The sequence below is a fragment of the Vibrio sp. 10N.222.49.C12 genome (assembly GCF_041475025.1).
Lineage (GTDB): Bacteria > Pseudomonadota > Gammaproteobacteria > Enterobacterales > Vibrionaceae > Vibrio > Vibrio crassostreae_C.
Genome location: NZ_JBFRVF010000034.1, coordinates 1 through 17,736 on the forward strand (window position 1 = coordinate 1; position 17,736 = coordinate 17,736).

The window sequence follows — 17,736 nt, forward strand, 5'->3', positions numbered from 1 at the left end:
AAAACTTTTTTCAAGCGCTTGGCTTGGCTAATTTGGCTTTCTGATTCGTTCTGGTTTCCTAAGAAGCCATCCCGTGTCAGCGAGGTGGCATTATAGAGATTTCGATCACACTGGCAAGCCCTTTTTTAAGTTTTTTTCGTTTTTTTATTCGTTCGATTAAAAAGAACTCAAAACGCCTCAAAAGTAGGCTTTTATCTTACATATTCTTCAGTTTTTCAGTGAACAAAGAGACTTTTTCCCAGTTTGTGTACTCAACTTCCTTCGTTGTATCCGTTTCACCACCTGTCATATTCATAATAAAGCGGATCATGGTTCTATCGAACCAGTTATAACGTGGGTAATAGAGGGCACCTGCAAATACACCGATTAAAGTCGGCTGCCATGGAGACTTGGTAAGGAACTTCTTAATATACGCACTGCCTTCTGGTGTATCTTTGCCTTGGTCTTCTTTACGCGCCGTTAAGTTAACACAGAAGAACGCAACCTTGCTTGATTGCAACTGAGTAAGGTTGGCATCAATAAATTGATATAGCTTCTTATTAAGGTGGCCATAACGAATCGATGCGCCAATCAACACTCTGTCGTACTGAGCAAAGTCCACCTTGCCAATAGTGTGCAGATCTTGAAGCTCACATTCGAACTCACTCATTTCTTCTTTTATATAGTTCAAGATTTTCTTGGTCTGCCCTTCACGGCTTGAATACAAAAATAGAGCTTTTGCCACAATGTTGTCCTTAGCTACGCCAAAACGTAGGGGTCAATAAGATTAATAAGGTGAAGATTTCTAATCGGCCAAACAGCATAGATACGATAAGTACCCATTTTGCTTTGTCGTTCACATCGCCAAAGTGCACCGCGACTTCACCAAGGCCCGGGCCAAGGTTATTTAATGTCGCCGCTACCGCAGAGAAAGCACTCAACTCGTCCATACCAGTTGCAATAAGAGCCAGCATACAAACCACAAACACTAATGCGTATGCAGAGAAGAAGCCCCAGACCGCATCTACAACACGTTGTGGTAGTGCAGAACCGCCAACCTTGATGGTATAGACAGCCCGTGGGTGAACAAGACGCTTCATTTCACGAGCACCTTGCAGAGTAAGTAGTAAGATTCGAATCACTTTCATACCACCACCCGTAGAACCTGCACAGCCCCCTATAAAAGAAGAGAACAAAAGCAGTACGGGTAAGAACAATGGCCACTCTGAGAAACCCGTCGTTGTAAAACCCGCGGTCGTAGAGATAGACACGGTTTGGAACAAGGCTTGGTCGAAAGCATCGTAGTACGAATCATAAGAGTGATGATTGAGCAGTAATAAGAAACAAACCAAGAACAGTACTGCCTGAATAAAGATAAAGGCGCGGAACTCAGGATCTTTCCAATAATACTTAGGATGCACACCACCTGAAGCAAATGCAGCAAAGTGAAGAGAGTAATTACACGCAGATATAAGCAGGAACACCACGGTAATCATGTTGATAGCCGGGCTGTTGAAATAGCCCATGCTTGCATCGTGAGTGGAGAAGCCACCAATAGCAATAGTAGAGAAGCTATGACTGATTGCATCAAAGAAGCTCATACCGGCTAGCCAAAACGCCACCGCACAAGCAATGGTTAGGCTGAGATAGATGTACCACAGCGCTTTTGCGGTTTCAGCGATACGCGGAGTCATTTTGCTGTCTTTTACAGGGCCTGGAATCTCAGCTCGATACAGCTGCATACCACCGATGCCCAGAACTGGAAGGATCGCTACCGCCAATACGATGATACCCATACCACCAAACCATTGCAGGAACTGACGGTAAAATAAGATAGCTTTAGGCAGGTCATCAAGGCCAACGATCACCGTCGCACCGGTAGTGGTCAGTGCAGAAAAGGATTCGAAGAAGGCATCGGTTACCGAAACATTGGGGTTATCAGCAATCAAAAACGGCAACGCACCCGCACTACCGATTACCGTCCAAAACAGAACCACAATCAAAAAGCCATCGCGTGCTTTTAACTCATGCTTATAACGTCGGTTTGGAAACCAACACGTCGCACCACAAAATAACAGAACAAAGAAAGTCGTTACAAATGGCACACCCGCACCATCTCGATAGATCAGAGCGACTAACGCAGGTGTGAGCATTGATACACTAAAAAGTGCTAATAATAATCCGACGATTCGAATAATTGAGCGAAATTGCATGAGCTATTGAACGAAGCGAAATGCTTCACACTTCCTAGTTGTCTTTGACTTTCGTTACCAGTGCCTTAGCACCGCTTTTATTGATCATGGTTTGGGTAAACGCATCTACCTGCAGGAGCTCTATCTCAATAATAAGCTCAACTTGCACACCATAATCCGCTTGGACCTCAACAGCCTGATGCTGAGCCATGATGGATTGTGCGATTGGCACAAAGCCATAGTCTAACTCTAGCCGTAATTTTGTGGTTATTTTTTTCTCGATAGTTTGAAGCAGCTTGAGAGCTTGTTGCACTCCGCCACCATAAGCTTTAACCAAACCACCAGTTCCAAGCTTAATTCCACCAGAGTAACGCGTGACGACAGCCGTTAATTCACCCACACCAGATCCAGACAATTGCGCCAAGATAGGCTTACCCGCTGTACCCGAGGGTTCACCATCATCACTGAAACCCCAAAGCATTGAGTCTTCAGGTCGACCAGCAACAAAACCCCAACAGTTATGCCTCGCTGAAGAATGCTCTTTTTTCACCTGTTCTACGAACTGTTTTGCAGCTTCAATACTTGGAGTATGAGCAAGATGCGTAATAAAGACGCTCTTTTTTATCTCTTCTTCAAACAGAGCCGACGCAGAAGGTATTAAATAAGGCTGTTCATTCATATCGTTAACTTAGTTAATAAGAGCGACGAAGTGTATCACGCGTGAATAATAAGGGTTAGAGGATCTGTGCCATCGCACAATGTTAAACAATTGTTTAAAAAATGTATTGAAATTAATCAAGCAGAGGTACAGACTAAGATAACTGGTCTTACCAGGTATTCTACAATAATAGAAAGATAACAAGATTCTCTCAAACAATCGTGGATTGTATGTCATGGAGATAGACAATGATTTACCAAGCTAACACCCTACAGGTAAAGGAATTACAAGATGGTATTGCGGAATTAAGCTTCTGTGCACCAGCCTCTGTAAACAAACTCGACCTTGCTACTTTAGAATCACTAGATAAAGCGTTAGATGCTCTTAATGCTCACGCAGGATTACGTGGTTTAATCTTAACTTCAAACAAAGACGCGTTCATTGTAGGCGCAGACATCACTGAATTTCTTGGCCTATTTGCTAAGCCAGAAGCAGAACTTGATGAATGGTTAAGATTCGCTAATTCAATCTTCAGCAAGCTCGAAGACCTTCCTGTCCCAACTCTTTCAATGATGCGTGGCCATGCCCTTGGCGGCGGCTGTGAATGTGTACTCGCTACCGATTTCCGTATCGGTGACAAGACCACCAGCATTGGCCTACCTGAAACCAAACTTGGCATCATGCCTGGTTTTGGTGGTTGTGTACGCCTACCTCGTGTTATCGGTGCTGACAGCGCAATGGAAATTATCACGCAAGGCAAAGCATGCCGTGCAGATGAAGCGCTTAAAGTTGGCTTGTTAGATGCGATTGTTGAAACAGACCAGTTACTAGAATCGGCAATCAATACCGTTTCTCTGGCTGCTAATGAAAAATTAGACTGGCAGCTACGCCGTAAACAAAAGACATCAGCGCTTTCACTAAGCAAACTCGAAGCGATGATGAGCTTTACCATGGCGAAGGGCTTAGTTGCTCAAAAAGCAGGGCCTCACTACCCAGCTCCGATTACTTCTGTGATTGCGATTGAAGAAGCAGCACGCAGCAATCGCGATGCAGCACTCGACATCGAACGTAAGCACTTCGTTAAGCTAGCGAAATCGGAAGAAGCAAAAGCATTAGTTGGCTTATTCCTGAATGACCAGTACATCAAAGGCTTAGCGAAACAAGCGGGTAAGTCAGCAAACAAAGCAACTGAGCGTGCAGCCGTACTTGGTGCAGGTATCATGGGCGGCGGTATTGCTTACCAATCTGCGTTGAAAGGCGTGCCAGTGATGATGAAAGACATCGCACAAGCATCGCTTGATCTTGGTATGAATGAAGCGTCTAAACTATTGAATAAGCGTCTATCTCGCGGTCGCCTAGATGGTTTTAAGATGGCAGGTATTCTCTCTTCTATCACTCCAAGCTTGCATTACGCTGGTGTTGAGCAATCAGACGTTGTCGTAGAAGCCGTGGTGGAGAATCCTAAAGTAAAAGCAGCAGTGCTGAGTGAAGTTGAAGGTCTCGTGGGTGAAGATACAGTTCTTACATCAAACACCTCAACAATTCCGATCAACCTGTTAGCGAAATCTCTAAAACGCCCAGAAAACTTCTGTGGCATGCACTTCTTTAACCCAGTACACCGCATGCCTTTGGTTGAGATCATCCGTGGCGAGCATACTTCAGAAGAAACAATCAATCGCGTGGTTGCTTACGCAGCGAAGATGGGTAAATCCCCAATCGTTGTTAACGACTGCCCAGGCTTCTTCGTTAACCGTGTACTTTTCCCTTACTTTGGCGGTTTCAGCATGTTGCTACGCGACGGTGCTGATTTCACTAAGATCGATAAAGTGATGGAGCGCAAGTTCGGTTGGCCAATGGGCCCGGCTTACTTACTAGACGTTGTAGGCCTAGACACTGCACACCACGCACAAGCTGTGATGGCGCAAGGTTTCCCAGAGCGTATGGGCAAAGAAGGTCGTGATGCGATTGATGCACTTTACGTTGCTGAAAAATACGGTCAGAAAAACGGTAGCGGTTTCTACACATACAGCGTAGACAAGCGTGGTCGTCCGAAGAAGACCTTCTCTGAAGACATTCTTCCTATCTTGGCTGACGTATGTCAAGCACCACAAGATTTTGATGACCAAACAATTATCCAGCGCGTGATGATTCCAATGATCAACGAAGTGGTGCTTTGTCTAGAAGAAGGCATTATCGCGACACCGCAAGAAGCGGATATGGCACTGGTTTACGGTTTAGGCTTCCCTCCATTTAGAGGCGGCGTATTCCGCTACTTAGACAGTGTGGGCATTGGTAACTTCGTTGAAATGGCGAAAGGCTACCAAGACTTAGGTGCAATGTACCAAGTTCCTCAGCTATTGCTTGATATGGCAGCGAAGGGCGAAAGCTTTTACGACAGCCAACAAGCCAGTTCTCTGTAACCCACATTTGGAAAAGGAATAGCAAAATGAAAAATGTAGTTGTTGTTGATTGCCTTCGCACCCCAATGGGACGTTCCAAAGGTGGAGCTTTCCGTCACAATCGTGCTGAAGATCTGTCTGCACATTTGATGAAAGGCATTTTAGAGCGCAACCCAGAAGTAAACCCTGTCGAAATTGAAGATATTTACTGGGGTTGTGTACAACAAACACTAGAGCAAGGCTTCAACGTTGCACGTAACGCTGCCTTGCTTGCTGGTCTACCGATTGAGATTGGTGCTGTAACAGTCAACCGTTTATGTGGTTCATCTATGCAAGCTTTGCATGATGCAACTCGCTCTATCATGGTTGGTGATGCTGAAATCTGCCTGATTGGTGGTGTGGAGCACATGGGCCACGTACCAATGAACCATGGTGTTGATTTTCACCCAGGCATGTCAAAACACGTAGCAAAAGCGGCCGGCATGATGGGGCTAACCGCTGAGATGTTAGGCAAAATGCACGGTATTAGCCGTGAAGACCAAGATGCATTCGCAGCACGCTCACATGCTCGCGCTCAAGCAGCTACGGTTGAAGGTCGTTTCAAAAATGAAATCCTGCCAACCGAAGCTCACGCTGCAGACGGTTCTCTGTTCACTCTGGATTACGACGAAGTCATTCGCCCAGAGACAACAGTTGAAGGCTTATCCCAGCTGCGTCCGGTATTTGACCCAGCAAACGGCACAGTAACAGCAGGTACTTCATCAGCTCTGTCTGATGGTGCTTCTGCAATGCTTATCATGAGCGAAGAGAAAGCTAACGCACTTGGCCTTAAGATTCGCGCTCGCGTGAAGTCTATGGCTATCGCTGGCTGCGATCCTTCAATCATGGGTTACGGCCCAGTACCAGCAACCCAAAAAGCACTTAAACGTGCAGGACTAACCATTGAAGACATGGGTGTGATTGAGTTAAACGAAGCGTTTGCTGCTCAATCTCTACCTTGTGCTAAAGACTTAGGTCTACTGGATGTTGTTGACGAGAAAGTAAACCTTAACGGCGGTGCGATTGCTCTGGGTCACCCACTAGGCTGTTCTGGTTCTCGTATCTCGACGACGCTAATCAACCTGATGGAAGCACAAGACGTGAAATACGGCTTGGCGACTATGTGTATTGGTTTAGGCCAAGGTATTGCAACGGTATTTGAACGCCCATAGCGTTTACTGACTGTAATATTTGAAGGGTAATCTTTTGTGCAGCTATATTTATATAGCTGCACTTTTTATTGCTTGGCATCCAACAATGCATCGATTGTGTTCAGCGAACTCAACGAGAGAAAAACCAACCCTGACATCTATGCACAAAACGCATATATTCAATGTTGATGTTTCATTATTTTTTCTCGGATGATTCAACTAAAGTTACTTCAGTTTCCTAATATTCCTCCACGGAGCAGATCATGTTTAAAGCACTTGTACTAAACCAAGAAGACAAAAAAACTATCGCGTCAGTTTCTCAAATTGAAGAATCTCAATTACCAGAAGGTAACGTGAAGATTGATGTTAGCTACTCTTCTTTGAACTACAAAGATGGTTTGGCGATTACAGGTAAAGGGCGCATTGTTCGCAACTTCCCTATGGTTCCTGGTATCGACCTTTCTGGTGTGGTTTCACAATCTGATGACCCTCGCTACAAAGCAGGCGACGAAGTGGTTCTAACTGGTTGGGGTGTTGGTGAAGGTCACTGGGGCGGCATGGCTGAGAAAGCAAGCCTAAACGGTGACTGGTTAGTGCCGATGCCTAAAGGTCTAGACGCTAAGAAAGTAATGGCGATTGGTACAGCAGGCTTCACAGCAATGCTTTGTGTTCAAGCTATTGTCGATGCTGGCATCAAGCCTGAAGACGGTGAAATCCTAGTTACCGGCGCAAGTGGCGGTGTAGGTAGCGTATCTATCACTCTACTAAACCAACTGGGCTACAAAGTGGCAGCAGTGACTGGCCGTGCTTCTGTAAACGGTGAACTACTTAAATCACTAGGCGCGACACGTATTGTAGAGCGTGCTGAACTAGAAGAACCAGCTAAGCCACTAGAAAAACAACTGTGGGCTGGCGCTATCGATACGGTAGGCAGCAAAGTCCTTGCGAAAGTATTGGCGCAAATTGATTACAACGGTGCGGTTGCGATGTGTGGTCTAGCAGGCGGTTTTGACTTACCAACCACGGTAATGCCATTCATTCTGCGTAACGTTCGCCTACAAGGTGTTGATTCTGTAATGTGCCCTCGTGAAAAACGTATTAAAGCGTGGGAACAACTGGCTGAGCTACTACCAGAATCTTTCTACGCTCAAGCAACCAAAGAAGTGTCTTTAGACGGTGCAATTCAAGCAGCAGAAGACATCACTAACGGTCAAATCACTGGTCGCGTAGTCATTAAACTATAGGCTCTCAAACATAAAGTTATCAAACCTTAAGCAACAGCTTTAAGCTTGGATAACCCAAAACAACAAAGGGCTGATTTTTATCAGCCCTTTTGCGTTTTTGTCATTCGGGTCAAGTGAACTCAGACTCAGATCCGGTTAACCCAAACCGACATCCGCAATCCGTTTTTGAATCAACTCACCACACTCTTCTTTTACCACTCTTCTTAACCATTGTTGTGAAGCAGAAGAATCGCAACGCGAGTGCCAGATCAGTGAGTAATCAAACGGCATAAATTCAAATGGTAATGGCTTAACAACCAAGTCATAACGCTCTGCTACCAAATAAGCCAAATCAGCAGGCACAGTAATCACCAACGGCATTCTATCGACAATCGCCAATGCCGCTTCAAGGTGATAAGCACGCAGTACCATTTTTCTGGGTTGTTGATTAGCTAAAGCGTTGTCCAATAAAGCCTTAACACCATCACTGATCGCAATCATCGCATGTGGGAGTGAAACATAGTCTGCAAGGCTTAAAGGTTGATCGGCTAATGGATGGTTTTTAGATAACAGACACGACACACCAACCGGCCCCAAGACTTCTTGATGAAGTGGTGCAATGCTGCCACTCGGACGACAGATCGCCATATCAACGCGTTCGGTGCTGAGCTGTTTAAACAAATGCTCATGCTGCAACGGAGCAAACTCCAAAGAGATATTGGGTGCTTGTTCATAAATCTTAGGCAACGCATAAGGCAAGATGGTTTGCATCGCATAATCGGTGGTAGCGATCAGAAAACGTTCGCTGCAATAGTAAGGGTCAAAGTCACTCGGACTCAGCAATTGGCGAAAAGACTCCAAAGGCTGATCAATACGCTGACTGATCTCGAGTGCTTTCTTGGTAGGAATAAGGTGCTGACCTTGACGTGTAAACAACGGATCGTTTAGTAATTCTCTTAAACGCCCTAATACTCGACTGGTTGCGGATTGGCTTAAGTTAAGACGAAGCGCGGCCTGGCTTACGCTGCCCTCTTCAATCAATACCTTTAAAGCGACCAATAAATTAAGGTCTCTACGATAGATGTCTTCTAATTCCACGCCACTTACCTAGCTGTATACGATTGCCATTAGTCACTAAGTTGTTTATAGCATGCTTTAGATAAAAAAAATCCCGCAATTACGCGGGGAAGCCCAAGAAAATTTGGGGATAGTGTCGGAATGTTGTCGTATCGGAATTCGCTTGCTGTATTCGGGTTAGTGCTCTTGCTCTTCGGCTATGCCTTGCCAACGGCGCATCTCTACCCAAATACCAATAATCGTTGCTACTATGCCAAAAATAGGCATCAGTGAGGTCTCTGTCGATGAGCGTAGTACTAACGCACAAAAAGAAATAAAACAGAGAACCGAATAAATTGTTAATCTATCTAATCCTGTCAACATCGCCACTCCTTAGCTAGTTGCCTTTGCTTCAAGTTGTTATCAACTTGTTAACTAAGTTATAGGAAATGATTCTGTTTGCCAAGCACTTATTGCATATTTTTTCTGCAGACGTATTATTCACTCGTTAGATAGATATAGAGATACAAACCATGACATTCAAACCTGAACTGGCAACCCATACTTTAGAAGCTGAAGGCCTGCGTTGCCCGGAACCAGTAATGATGGTCAGGAAGACAATTAGAAACATGCAGGATGGCGATGTGTTACTGGTAAAAGCTGACGATCCTTCGACAACTCGAGATATTCCGAGCTTTTGTCGATTCATGGATCACCAGTTGGTAGGCCAAGCAACAGAAACGTTGCCTTACCAGTATTTGATCAGAAAGGGATTGGAGGCGTAACGCCCCACCGACTATCAAGTATCAAAAAAGCCGCTCGTACCTTATGTTCTTAAACAGAACTCAGAGTACGAGCGGCTTTTTGTTTATTCGCTTCTAGATTTGTTTTGCAGATGCTCCAGCTGATGCTGAATTTCTCGGATATCTTTGCGCATCGGAATAATATGCGCGACCCGAATCCAAGCCTCTACCGCAAGTGCAGTCATGATGATGGCACCCGCGACCATTGGCAGCCACATGTCCGTCAACACCATGCCTAACAGTGTAAGTGCAAGACCAAAAGTAAATAGATAACTTTGGCTTTGTGGAGTAATACCCATATAACGCGTCAACATAATCATGCCCTCGTGTTCTTAACTCACAAGATTAAAATATCATGACAAGTATGACAGTTATATGTCCATTCGCTCGATAAACCCCACAATACTGTAAGAGTATGACCTACAACACATTACTCTACTGATTGAGTATAATAAGACTCAAAACACTTACGAGTAAAACGCAGCAGCGATAGCTAAACCCACGAATAGCAAGGCTGTGATCTTACGAATCAGATCAAGAGGCATCTTATCAGCAGACAGCTTACCGATGATCACCACAGGTACATTTGCCAGCAACATACCAATGGTTGTACCCAGAATCACCCACGCTAATGCATCCGCATATTGAGCCCCTAGGATAGAGGTCGCAATTTGGGTTTTATCGCCGATCTCAGCAATAAAGAAAGCGATAAAACTGGCGACAAACGGTCCTCGGTTTGAGATCTGTTCATCGTCATCTAACTTATCGGGAATCAAAATCCAGCCAGCCATCGCAATGAAACTGACCACCAGCACCCACTTTAATACTTCAGGTGAAAGATAATCAGCAACCACGACCCCGAGCCATGCTGCAAGGGCATGATTGGCAATGGTGGCAAAGAAGATAGCTGCGATGATCGGTATCGGCTTGCGATATCGACTGGCTAATAAAAGAGATAGCAACTGAGTCTTATCACCGATCTCGGCTAAGGCGACAGTTGTAATTGAAATTGCTAAAACGCTCACGACATGCTCATTTGGGATGGGGATTATTATATTTAACCAAAGACAAACCTCGCGCCCCATCCCGGTTCACGATGCTTGTCTATGGTCTTGCTAAGCACCACCAAGGTGGTGGTTGCCTCGAACGCCATGATGATTTTGCATCAATTATGTTGACGAACGAACTCATTCAATAGGATATGAATAAGTAAGCTACTCCCCAAAGACCGCGAGATTTTAATAGCCCATGCTTTCAAACACAAGTGTCAAAGTTATCAAAATATCCACTTGTGCCGAAAAACAAACATTAAAGGCACAAAAATCCACTAAACGACATTTTAGACCACTAATTAAACAAGATTACCCCTACTCGCTTTACGAATATCTCGGTATACTCAGAGGTTATTTTTCTCATTCATTTAAAAGAATCGCGCGAACCTGACTATGCAAAAATACGATATCAAAACCTTCCAGGGAATGATCCTCGCGCTGCAGGATTACTGGGCTCAAAACGGTTGTACCATTGTTCAACCTCTAGATATGGAAGTAGGTGCAGGCACCTCTCACCCAATGACATGTCTACGAGCACTTGGCCCAGAGCCAATGTCTACAGCTTACGTTCAACCTTCTCGTCGTCCGACCGATGGCCGTTACGGTGAAAACCCGAACCGTCTGCAGCACTACTACCAATTCCAAGTAGCGCTAAAACCATCGCCAGACAATATCCAAGAGTTGTACCTAGGCTCCCTAGAGGTTCTTGGTGTTGACCCACTTGTTCACGACATTCGCTTCGTTGAAGATAACTGGGAAAACCCAACACTAGGCGCATGGGGCCTTGGTTGGGAAGTATGGCTAAACGGCATGGAAGTAACACAGTTTACTTACTTCCAACAGGTTGGCGGCCTTGAGTGTAAACCTGTAACAGGTGAGATCACTTACGGTATCGAGCGTCTAGCAATGTACATCCAGGAAGTAGATTCTGTTTACGACCTAGTATGGAACGTAGCACCAGACGGTTCTAACGTGACTTACGGTGACATCTTCCACCAAAACGAAGTTGAGCAATCAACATACAACTTCGAGCACGCAGACGTAGATTTCCTATTCACTTTCTTCGATCAGTGCGAGAAAGAGTGTAAAGAACTACTTGAGCTTGAGAAGCCACTGCCGCTTCCAGCTTACGAGCGCATTCTAAAAGCAGGTCACGCATTTAACATCCTTGATGCGCGCAAAGCTATCTCTGTAACAGAGCGTCAACGTTACATCCTTCGTATCCGCAACCTGACTAAATCAGTTGCTGAAGCGTACTACGCGTCACGTGAAGCGCTTGGCTTCCCAATGTGTAAGAAGGAAGGTAAATAATCATGGCGAAGAATTTTCTAATTGAACTGGGTACGGAAGAGCTTCCACCAACAGCACTTCGTTCTCTAGCAGAAGCGTTTGCTTCTAACTTTGAAGCAGGTCTTAAAACGGCTGAGCTTTCTCACGAAGGCATCAAGTGGTACGCAGCACCTCGTCGTCTAGCACTTAAAGTAACTGCACTGGCTGAAGGCCAAGCAGACAAAGTGGTTGAGAAACGTGGCCCTGCTGTTTCTGTGGCATTCGATGCTGAAGGCAACGCGACCAAAGCGGCACAAGGTTGGGCTCGTGGTAACGGTATTACTGTTGAGCAAGCTGACCGTCTGAAAACAGACAAAGGCGAGTGGCTTCTTTTCAAACAAGAAGTAGCTGGCAAACCAGTTCAAGAATTGGTGATGGACATTGCTGCGAAAGCACTGGCTGGCCTACCAATTCCTAAAGCAATGCGCTGGGGTAACTCAGACATTCAATTTATCCGTCCAGTAAAAACACTGACAGTACTACTAGGTGATGAGCTTGTTGAAGGCGAAATCCTAGGCGTAGCATCTGCTCGTACTATCCGTGGCCACCGTTTCATGGGCGAACAAGAGTTCACAATCGACTCTGCTGACCAATACCCTGCGATCCTAGAAGAGCGCGGTAAAGTAATGGCAGATTACGAAGCGCGTAAAGCGATCATCCTTGCTGATTCGCAAAAAGCGGCAGCTGCGGTTGGCGGTACAGCTGACCTAGAAGATGACCTTGTTGAAGAAGTAACGTCTCTGGTTGAATGGCCAGTAGTACTGACAGCGAAGTTTGAAGAAGAGTTCCTAAAAGTCCCTTCTGAAGCTTTGGTTTACACCATGAAGGGTGACCAAAAGTACTTCCCTGTTTACGATGACAACAAGAAGCTACTACCGAACTTCATCTTCGTATCGAACATCGAGTCTAAAGAGCCTCGTCACGTTATCGAAGGTAACGAGAAAGTGGTACGCCCACGTCTTGCTGATGCTGAATTCTTCTTCAACACAGACCGTAAGCGCCCGCTTATCGACCGTCTTGCTGAGTTAGACCAAGCTATCTTCCAGAAGCAACTGGGTACTATCAAAGACAAAACAGACCGCATCACAGAGCTTGCAGGCTACATTGCTGAGCAAATCGATGCTGACGTTGAAAAGTCTAAGCGTGCTGGCCTACTGGCTAAGTGTGACCTAATGACCTCTATGGTATTCGAATTTACGGATACTCAAGGTGTGATGGGCATGCACTACGCGACTCACGACGGTGAAGACGAGCAAGTTGCACTGGCACTTTACGAGCAATACATGCCTCGTTTCGCGGGTGACGATCTACCAAGCACGGGTATCTCTTCAGCAGTAGCAATGGCAGACAAGCTAGACACTATCGTAGGTATCTTCGGTATTGGCCAAGCACCAAAAGGTTCTGACCCATTTGCACTTCGTCGTGCGTCTCTAGGTGTGCTACGTATCATCGTTGAAAACGGCTACAACCTAGACCTAACCGATCTAATCGGTAAAGCGAAAGAGCTACTAGGCGACAAGCTGACTAACAAAAACGTAGAAGCTGACGTTATCGACTTCATGCTAGGTCGTTTCCGCGCATGGTACCAAGATGCTGGTTTCAGCGTTGATATCATCCAAGCGGTACTAGCACGTCGTCCAACTAAGCCTGCTGACTTTGACCAACGTGTTAAAGCGGTTTCTCACTTCCGTGAACTGGAAGCAGCAGAAGCACTAGCAGCAGCGAACAAGCGTGTAGGTAATATCCTTGCGAAATTCGATGGCGAGCTACCAGCTGAAATCGACCTAACGCTTCTTCAAGAAGACGCAGAGAAAGCACTGGCTGAAAACGTTGAAGTAATGACGGAAGCACTAGAACCAGCATTCGCAACAGGTAACTACCAAGAAGCCCTAAGCAAGCTTGCTGATCTACGTGAACCAGTTGATGCATTCTTCGATAACGTAATGGTTATGGCTGATGACGAAGCGCTTAAGAAGAACCGTCTAACGCTACTGAACAACCTACGTAACCTGTTCCTACAGATTGCTGACATCTCTCTACTGCAAAAATAAGCACAAGTGAGACAATTACTCTAAGTCATACTCTGAGTAATTAACGGTAAACACCCAAAGGGAAGCGAAAGCTTCCCTTTTTGTTTTTGTGAACCAAGCATTTGTTTGTAGAGGTCTTATTGATTAACTGAATGAAACAGCACTCAGACTGTAGAGGGCATTGTTTGCTATAACTGACCTGTTTATTCAGGGGAAGGGAACAATGAAAAAAACAGTACTCGCGCTTTCAATACTCGCACTCAGCGCATGCAGCCAAACCAGTGACAACAACCTATTACTGACAATTGATAACGACACTGTCGTATTCGAATCATCCGGTAAAGGCGCCGTGATTGCAGAACAGGAACTCGCGAAAGGTAGCTATACCTTCTCTATCAGCGATACTCAAAATACCTGTGGCACCAACTATGCGCTGGCTGAAGAAAACCGCATCAAATTCAATAAACCCCTTCGCCTAGACGACTGCGCCGAGAAGTCTGAATTAGATATCAAGATCTTTCGCGCTAACACCTATCAGTTTATGCTCAACCCACAAACCAATGAACTGACCGTTCAGATAAAGCCGAAGCAACAACAAGTACAAAGCTTTGCTTGTCCGGTTCCTAGTGACGAACCAACCATCATCGACGTTGCTCAAACCTTTGATGATGGCACCGTGGTTAGAGACGCTCTTTCAGGCAAACAAGTCACAGTAACGAATGGCAGCGTCACCATGCAGCCAGCAGAAAATAGCCAAGGTGTTCTGCTGCTTGAGAAAGTAGAACCAGAAACCAAAGCTGACTTTAGTTGGGATAACGCCACGGTTTACTTCGTAATGACTGACCGTTTCCACAATGGTAATCCTGATAACGACAACAGTTACGGTCGCAGCCAAGATGGACAAGACGAAATCGGCACCTTCCACGGTGGTGACTTGGCAGGCTTAACCGAAAAACTCGATTACATAGAATCACTCGGTGCTAATGCTATCTGGATAACGTCTCCGTTAGAGCAAATCCACGGCTGGGTTGGCGGCGGTGATCGAGGTGACTTCAAACACTACGGCTACCACGGCTACTACCATCAAGATTGGACCAAGCTCGATGACAACATGGGCACCGAAGACGAGCTAAAAACCTTCATCGATACCGCGCATAGCAAAGGCATTCGTGTTGTTTGGGATGTGGTAATGAACCACACCGGCTATGCGACGCTTGCCGACATGCAAGAGTTTGATTTTGGTAAGCTCAACCTAACTGACGAAGAAGCCAAACAAACACTTGGCGAAAACTGGACAGATTGGCAACCTGCCAAAGGTCAGAACTGGCACTACTTCAACAACTACATCTCTTACAGCGACAAAGAAGCGTGGGAAAAGTGGTGGGGCAAAGCTTGGCTACGCAGCGATATCGGCGCCTATGACTCTCCGGGCTACAATAACCTCACCATGTCTTTGGCGCATCTGCCCGATTTCAAAACAGAGTCGACAGAGACAATCGGGCTGCCTAATTTCTATCGCAATAAGTCCACCAGCGCGACCGATGAACTCAAAACACCTCGTAACCATTTAATCACTTGGTTATCGGATTGGGTGCGCGAATATGGTGTCGATGGTTTCAGGGTCGATACCGCTAAACACGTTGAACTCGAAGCATGGGCAGAACTGAAAGAGAGCACCAACCAGGCACTAGCTGAGTGGAAACAGAGCAACCCAGACAAAGCCTTAGATGATTTACCTTTCTGGATGACTGGCGAAGTGTGGGCACACAGCGTAGTCAAATCAGATTACTTTGCTAACGGCTTTGATTCGATCATCAACTTTGAATTCCAGAGCGACATCGCCCCTAAGGCGCTGAAGTGTCTATCCGATCTTGATGCTGATTACCTTCGCTACGCAGACAAGATCAACAGTGACAGCGAGTTCAATGTGTTGAGTTATCTCTCGTCTCACGACACCTCGCTATTCTGGACACAACATGGCAGTGACTTTGCAAAACAAACCAAAGCTGCAAACGCGTTGATGCTGGCTCCCGGTGCGGTACAGATCTATTACGGCGATGAAATCGCCCGAGACTTTGGCCCAACGGGTTCTGATCCAATGCAAGGCACACGCTCAGACATGCCTTGGGATCAAATCACTGGCGAACGTGCAGAGCTGCTAGAACACTGGCAAGCGCTTGGCCAATTCCGCCAACGCCACCCAGCCGTTGCTCAAGGTAAGCACATCATCCGTAACAGCAAGGGCTACTATGCGTTCGAACGCCAATACCAAGATGACAAGGTATTAGTCGTTTATACCGGTTCGAACTAAACCTTCATTAACATAAACACCAGAAACTAAAGGGGAAGCTTAGGCTTCTCCTTTTTTTATCGCTAAAGGTACGTTCAATAAGCAAGCTGTCACTCATTAACCAAACTTTATAGAAGTTTTTTACGTGTTAGAGCATTTGGCGCTATGCGTCGCAAAAACATTGCGGTATGTTCAAGGAATACACTGATGGCAGACATAAGGTCTGCCTTAATGACACGTAACAAGCAATCACAATGAATTAGGTAAAATTAGTAATGCAGTTCTCTAAGTTTGGCGAAAAGTTTAATCGATACTCTGGAATCACTCGTTTAATGGATGATTTGAATGATGGCCTGCGCACTCCTGGCGCTATCATGCTCGGTGGTGGCAACCCAGCCGCTATCCCTGCCATGCTCGATTACTTTAACCAAGCCAGTGCCGACATGCTCGCCAGTGGAGAACTCATCGCCGCCCTCGCCAACTACGATGGTCCGCAGGGTAAAGACAGCTTCATCAAATCGTTAGCAGCAATGCTGAAAGAGACCTACGGTTGGGACATCAGCGAGAAGAACATCAGCCTGACTAATGGCAGTCAAAGTGGCTTCTTCTACCTATTCAACCTGCTAGCAGGCCAACAGCCTGACGGCTCACATAAGAAAATCCTACTGCCGATCGCACCGGAATACATCGGCTACGGCGACGCGGGTATTGATGACGATATTTTTATCTCTTACCACCCAGAGATCGAACTGCTAGAAAACCGTCAGTTTAAATACCACGTTGATTTTGAACAACTAAAGGTTGATGACTCAGTCGCGGCTATCTGTGCATCTCGTCCAACCAACCCAACGGGTAACGTACTGACCGACGAAGAAGTGCGTAAACTGGATAAACTGGCGCGTGAAAACAACATCCCACTGCTGATCGACAATGCTTACGGCCTGCCGTTTCCTAACATCATCTTTGAAGATGTCGAACCGCTCTGGAATGAAAATACGATTCTGTGCATGAGCCTTTCTAAGCTTGGTTTGCCGGGTGTGCGTTGCGGTATAGTAATTGCGAGTGAAGAAGTAACACAAGCATTGACCAACATGAATGGCATCATTAGCTTAGCGCCAAACAGTGTTGGCCCTGCAATTGCCAATCACATGATTGAAAAAGGCGATTTACTGCGCTTAAGTAGCGAGGTAATCAAACCTTTCTATAAAGATAAGTCACTACGTGCAGTTGAACTGTTACAAGACGCTATCGACGACCCTCGCTTCCGTATTCACAAGCCTGAAGGCGCTATCTTCTTATGGCTATGGTTTGATGAGCTGCCGATCACCACAATGGAACTGTACGACCGCCTTAAAGCTCGTGGCGTATTGATTGTTCCGGGTGAATACTTCTTTATCGGCCAAGAAGACGAGTGGGATCATGCCCATCAATGTCTACGTATGAACTACGTGCAAGATGATGAGGCGATGCAGAAAGGCATTGCTATCATTGCTGAAGAAGTGAAAAAGGCTTACTCAGAGCAGTAATAAGAGCTT

General features: G+C 45.8%; 15 protein-coding genes and 1 riboswitch. Of the genes, 8 read left to right on the plus strand and 7 right to left on the minus strand.

Going from position 1 to position 17,736, the window contains the following annotated elements:
- Nucleotides 1-196 precede the first annotated feature (196 nt).
- The 3 genes from hemG to AB4583_RS12205 are packed head-to-tail and all read right to left on the minus strand — an operon-like array spanning nt 197 to nt 2,850.
- Nucleotides 197-724 (minus strand): menaquinone-dependent protoporphyrinogen IX dehydrogenase, encoded by a 528-nt coding sequence (hemG, locus tag AB4583_RS12195; protein WP_065584162.1) that lies wholly within the window; start codon nt 722-724, stop codon nt 197-199.
- Nucleotides 725-734: 10 nt separating this feature from the next.
- A complete protein-coding gene (locus AB4583_RS12200; RefSeq protein ID WP_372117494.1) occupies nt 735-2,192 on the minus strand; it encodes a TrkH family potassium uptake protein in 1,458 nt (485 codons plus the stop codon).
- A 34-nt stretch (nt 2,193-2,226) separates the two neighbouring features.
- Nucleotides 2,227-2,850 carry a YigZ family protein gene (locus tag AB4583_RS12205; RefSeq protein WP_372117497.1) on the minus strand — a complete coding sequence of 208 codons (624 nt, stop codon included), beginning with the start codon at nt 2,848-2,850 and terminating at the stop codon, nt 2,227-2,229.
- A 227-nt stretch (nt 2,851-3,077) separates the two neighbouring features.
- On the opposite strand from AB4583_RS12205, the gene fadB reads away from it, so the two are divergent.
- The 3 genes from fadB to AB4583_RS12220 all read left to right on the plus strand — a co-directional run bounded on the left by fadB (nt 3,078) and on the right by AB4583_RS12220 (nt 7,662).
- Nucleotides 3,078-5,249, plus strand: coding sequence for a fatty acid oxidation complex subunit alpha FadB (gene fadB / locus AB4583_RS12210; RefSeq protein ID WP_372117499.1), 2,172 nt, complete (start codon nt 3,078-3,080; stop codon nt 5,247-5,249).
- Between the two features lie 26 nt (nt 5,250-5,275).
- Entirely contained in the window at nt 5,276-6,439 is a 1,164-nt protein-coding gene (gene fadA / locus AB4583_RS12215; RefSeq protein ID WP_372117501.1) for an acetyl-CoA C-acyltransferase FadA, read from the plus strand.
- 242 nt (nt 6,440-6,681) lie between these two features.
- Nucleotides 6,682-7,662: an MDR family oxidoreductase gene (locus tag AB4583_RS12220; RefSeq protein ID WP_017058820.1), complete on the plus strand. Its 981-nt coding sequence runs from the start codon at nt 6,682-6,684 to the stop codon at nt 7,660-7,662.
- A gap of 135 nt (nt 7,663-7,797) precedes the next feature.
- Here AB4583_RS12220 and AB4583_RS12225 read toward each other — a convergent pair whose 3' ends face one another.
- A complete protein-coding gene (locus tag AB4583_RS12225) occupies nt 7,798-8,739 on the minus strand; it encodes a LysR family transcriptional regulator (protein ID WP_017058819.1) in 942 nt (313 codons plus the stop codon).
- A gap of 156 nt (nt 8,740-8,895) precedes the next feature.
- Nucleotides 8,896-9,081 carry a hypothetical protein gene (locus tag AB4583_RS12230; protein WP_004736674.1) on the minus strand — a complete coding sequence of 62 codons (186 nt, stop codon included), beginning with the start codon at nt 9,079-9,081 and terminating at the stop codon, nt 8,896-8,898.
- A gap of 149 nt (nt 9,082-9,230) precedes the next feature.
- Here AB4583_RS12230 and tusA point away from each other — a divergent pair, with 149 nt between their 5' ends.
- Nucleotides 9,231-9,482, plus strand: coding sequence for a sulfurtransferase TusA (gene tusA, locus AB4583_RS12235; RefSeq protein WP_004736675.1), 252 nt, complete (start codon nt 9,231-9,233; stop codon nt 9,480-9,482).
- Between the two features lie 83 nt (nt 9,483-9,565).
- Here tusA and AB4583_RS12240 read toward each other — a convergent pair whose 3' ends face one another.
- Together AB4583_RS12240 and AB4583_RS12245 are read right to left on the minus strand one after the other, a co-directional pair.
- Entirely contained in the window at nt 9,566-9,820 is a 255-nt protein-coding gene (locus tag AB4583_RS12240) for a hypothetical protein (protein WP_017058818.1), read from the minus strand.
- Between the two features lie 147 nt (nt 9,821-9,967).
- Nucleotides 9,968-10,525, minus strand: coding sequence for a TMEM165/GDT1 family protein (locus AB4583_RS12245; RefSeq protein ID WP_004739245.1), 558 nt, complete (start codon nt 10,523-10,525; stop codon nt 9,968-9,970).
- A 93-nt stretch (nt 10,526-10,618) separates the two neighbouring features.
- Nucleotides 10,619-10,735: riboswitch (yybP-ykoY riboswitch) on the minus strand.
- A gap of 210 nt (nt 10,736-10,945) precedes the next feature.
- On the opposite strand from AB4583_RS12245, the gene glyQ reads away from it, so the two are divergent.
- From glyQ to AB4583_RS12265, 4 genes are all read left to right on the plus strand, one after another.
- A complete protein-coding gene (gene glyQ, locus AB4583_RS12250) occupies nt 10,946-11,863 on the plus strand; it encodes a glycine--tRNA ligase subunit alpha (RefSeq protein ID WP_017058815.1) in 918 nt (305 codons plus the stop codon).
- A gap of 2 nt (nt 11,864-11,865) precedes the next feature.
- Nucleotides 11,866-13,932 carry a glycine--tRNA ligase subunit beta gene (gene glyS / locus AB4583_RS12255; protein ID WP_017058814.1) on the plus strand — a complete coding sequence of 689 codons (2,067 nt, stop codon included), beginning with the start codon at nt 11,866-11,868 and terminating at the stop codon, nt 13,930-13,932.
- A 202-nt stretch (nt 13,933-14,134) separates the two neighbouring features.
- Nucleotides 14,135-16,222, plus strand: a complete 2,088-nt coding sequence (locus AB4583_RS12260) for an alpha-amylase (RefSeq protein WP_372117506.1) — start codon at nt 14,135-14,137, stop codon at nt 16,220-16,222.
- A 254-nt stretch (nt 16,223-16,476) separates the two neighbouring features.
- Nucleotides 16,477-17,727 carry a valine--pyruvate transaminase gene (locus AB4583_RS12265; RefSeq protein WP_017058812.1) on the plus strand — a complete coding sequence of 417 codons (1,251 nt, stop codon included), beginning with the start codon at nt 16,477-16,479 and terminating at the stop codon, nt 17,725-17,727.
- The last annotated feature ends 9 nt before the right edge of the window (nt 17,728-17,736 follow it).

Bases quoted from the DNA above. Each gene is read 5' to 3' on its own strand.
- AB4583_RS12200 (WP_372117494.1), bottom strand. From the start codon at position 2,192: ATGCAATTTCGCTCAATTATTCGAATCGTCGGATTATTATTAGCACTT.
- AB4583_RS12205 (WP_372117497.1), bottom strand. From the start codon at position 2,850: ATGAATGAACAGCCTTATTTAATACCTTCTGCGTCGGCTCTGTTTGAA.
- fadB (WP_372117499.1), top strand. From the start codon at position 3,078: ATGATTTACCAAGCTAACACCCTACAGGTAAAGGAATTACAAGATGGT.
- fadA (WP_372117501.1), top strand. From the start codon at position 5,276: ATGAAAAATGTAGTTGTTGTTGATTGCCTTCGCACCCCAATGGGACGT.
- AB4583_RS12220 (WP_017058820.1), top strand. From the start codon at position 6,682: ATGTTTAAAGCACTTGTACTAAACCAAGAAGACAAAAAAACTATCGCG.
- AB4583_RS12230 (WP_004736674.1), bottom strand. From the start codon at position 9,081: ATGTTGACAGGATTAGATAGATTAACAATTTATTCGGTTCTCTGTTTT.
- tusA (WP_004736675.1), top strand. From the start codon at position 9,231: ATGACATTCAAACCTGAACTGGCAACCCATACTTTAGAAGCTGAAGGC.
- AB4583_RS12240 (WP_017058818.1), bottom strand. From the start codon at position 9,820: ATGATTATGTTGACGCGTTATATGGGTATTACTCCACAAAGCCAAAGT.
- glyQ (WP_017058815.1), top strand. From the start codon at position 10,946: ATGCAAAAATACGATATCAAAACCTTCCAGGGAATGATCCTCGCGCTG.
- glyS (WP_017058814.1), top strand. From the start codon at position 11,866: ATGGCGAAGAATTTTCTAATTGAACTGGGTACGGAAGAGCTTCCACCA.
- AB4583_RS12260 (WP_372117506.1), top strand. From the start codon at position 14,135: ATGAAAAAAACAGTACTCGCGCTTTCAATACTCGCACTCAGCGCATGC.
- AB4583_RS12265 (WP_017058812.1), top strand. From the start codon at position 16,477: ATGCAGTTCTCTAAGTTTGGCGAAAAGTTTAATCGATACTCTGGAATC.